Genomic DNA, 2,609 nt, shown 5'->3' on the forward strand with positions numbered 1-2,609 from the left:
GCACAACTACCGACATTCTGCATACGTTTCCCGTTATTCGACGATTGCCTATCCTTGGCACCCGCTGTTCGGGAAGAAAGTGCAGGTCTCACCGTTCAGGCGTGGCAAAAGTTTAATCTGCATCTACACGGATGAGCGTCCAGATCTGTGCCGCGAGTTGCCGAATTGGATGTTCGATCAAAGCTATTGCACTACCATGGCGCTAGGGCTGCCTGAGATCAGCATTGCCAGTCTCAACGAATTGGCAGCGGCGCTGGCATCGTTCGGCGCGACTCACGCAAGAGGAGCAAAATCCCGTCCTTCGAGGAAGAAGGAGAAGGATGATGCGAAGCAGGCGACATCAAAATCGCGACCAACTCGTTCTGCAGTTGGAGCGCCAAAATCTTCAGGTTCCGGCGGTCAAGAACGTCAAAGGGTTGGTGGAAGCGCTGGCGGATCTTCTGCTGGAAGCTTTGGACGCGAACAGAATGACGAAGACGGGAGGCGTTGATGAACACGAAGATCACGCCTGACCATCTTGGCCGCGCCGCTGTGGTCTATGTCCGCCAGTCCACAATGACTCAGGTCACCGGCAATCTGGAAAGTCAGCGCCGGCAGTATGATCTGGCTGGAGCTGCCGCAACGACCGGCTTTGCATCGGTGACCGTAATCGATGACGATCTCGGCCGCTCCGGCTCAGGCAGCATGGAACGGCCTGGATTCGAACGGCTTGTGGCACAGGTCTGCTCCGGCGATGTGGGAGCGGTCTATTGCATCGAGGCATCCCGCCTGGCGCGCAATGGCAGGGACTGGCATCATCTGATCGACCTTTGCGCACTTGCCGGTACGCTGGTCATCGATCCGGATGGTGCCTATGACCCGCGGCTCGTCAACGATCGTCTGCTGCTTGGATTGAAAGGCACGATGTCGGAGTATGAGCTTAGCTTGATGCGTCAGCGCGGCATCGCAGCACGCGATTCCAAGGCTGGACGCGGGGAACTGCGGTTCATGTTGCCGCCGGGCTTGTGCTGGAGCGAAGTGGGCAAGATCGAGATCGACCCGGACGAGCATGTGGCTGAGACGATCAGGCTTGTCTTTGCCAAATTCCGGGAGCTGGGAAGTGGACGACAGGTCTTTTTGTGGCTGCGGTCGGCCGATATCAAGATGCCGGTCGTTCTGCGCAATGTCGACGTCTGCAAGCTCGTCTGGAAAGCGCCGGCGTACCACAGTGTCATGCAGATTCTCCACAACCCACTCTATGCAGGCGCCTACGCCTTCGGAAGACGCGCGCAGCGAACGCGGATCATCGATGGTCGCGCTCGCAAGGCCACTGGGGTGCGCAAACCCCGGGATGAATGGAGCGTGTTGCTGCGCGACAATCATCAAGGTTACATCAGTTGGCGGGAATACGAGGAGAACCACAAGCTCCTGGCCGAGAACGCGCACATGAAGAAGAACTGCGATCGCAAGTCAGCGCGTGGTGGCCGTGCCCTTTTGACCGGGCTGATGCGATGCGGTCGCTGTGGCCGAATGATGCGCGTCTTCTACGGCAGCGCGAAGGGCAACGCGCATCGCTATCAGTGCCGCGGCGACGATGCACACGTGGGTGTCGGCCTTTGTATCGGCATTGGCGGCGTCAGGGTCGATCGCGCCGTTGCGGTCCAGATTCTGGAAGCGGTGTCTGATCGTGCCGTCGAAGCGGCAATCTTCGCCTCGGATCAAGTCGAGCGGTCTCGAAGAGATGTCATTGCGGCACTCGAGCGGGACCTCGAAGGCTCACGCTACGAAGCGCTGTTGGCTAGTCGCAGGTATGAGCTTGTGGACCCGGCCAAGCGGCATGTTGCACGCGAACTGGAGGCCCGATGGAATGATGCCCTGGAACGAGTGGGCGTGCTTGAGCGCAAGATCAAGGACCTGTCCGCGCTGTCAGCGGCGCGCCCCGTCATCGATCGTGGCCGACTCCTGCAGCTTGCTCAGGATCTCCCGACCGTCTGGAATGCGCCCTCCACTGAGACGAGAACAAAGCAGCGGCTCATTCACATCCTGGTTCAGGAGATTATTTGCGATCTCGACGATGCGACCAACGAGGCGGTGCTGTTGATCCATTGGACCGGAGGTCGGCACACAGAGGTGCGTGTGGCGCGCGTCAAGACCGGAAGATATCCTGCTGAGCTCGCACCATCGGCCGTCGAAGCACTGCGCAAACTGGGCGGACATTGGCCAGATCGGGAACTCGCGGTCTCCCTCAATCGAATGCTTTGCAAGACAGGTGATGGCGAGAGCTGGACGGCCGTGCGTGTTCGTGACATGCGCGAGCGTCTGGGAATTCCCGAATATGATGCCACCAAAGTGGAGATACCGATGATCAGCTTGATGAAAGCGGCGGAAAAACTCGGTATTTGCGTGGGATCGGCCAAAAGCCTGGTGCAGAGAGGAATTCTTCCTGCAACGCAAATCCTTCCCGGCTCGCCGTGGATGGTTCCGGTAGATGCGTTAACCTCGGAAGCCGTCCGGATAGGGGTGCAGGGTGTCGTCGATCGGCGCCCCAAGTTTTATGAAGATTATCAATACGATAAAGTCGTCCGGTTGCCCGGAATTTGATGGAGGGATGCATTATGAAGCGCACTGTG

General features: G+C 58.6%; 2 protein-coding genes. Both read left to right on the top strand.

The genetic code is table 11. From position 1 onward, the window contains the following. The coding region (locus C5L12_RS28645; protein ID WP_245423067.1) for a hypothetical protein at positions 1-490 on the top strand (490 nt) is incomplete at its 5' end. Beyond that, the gene (locus tag C5L12_RS27525) at positions 490-2,580 is read left to right on the top strand and encodes a recombinase family protein (RefSeq protein ID WP_105375150.1); all 2,091 of its coding nucleotides are present in this window, start codon (positions 490-492) and stop codon (positions 2,578-2,580) included. The genes C5L12_RS28645 and C5L12_RS27525, both read left to right, overlap by 1 nt. Positions 2,581-2,609: the final 29 nt, after the last annotated feature.

Source organism: Neorhizobium huautlense (genome assembly GCF_002968575.1).
GTDB lineage: Bacteria > Pseudomonadota > Alphaproteobacteria > Rhizobiales > Rhizobiaceae > Neorhizobium > Neorhizobium huautlense.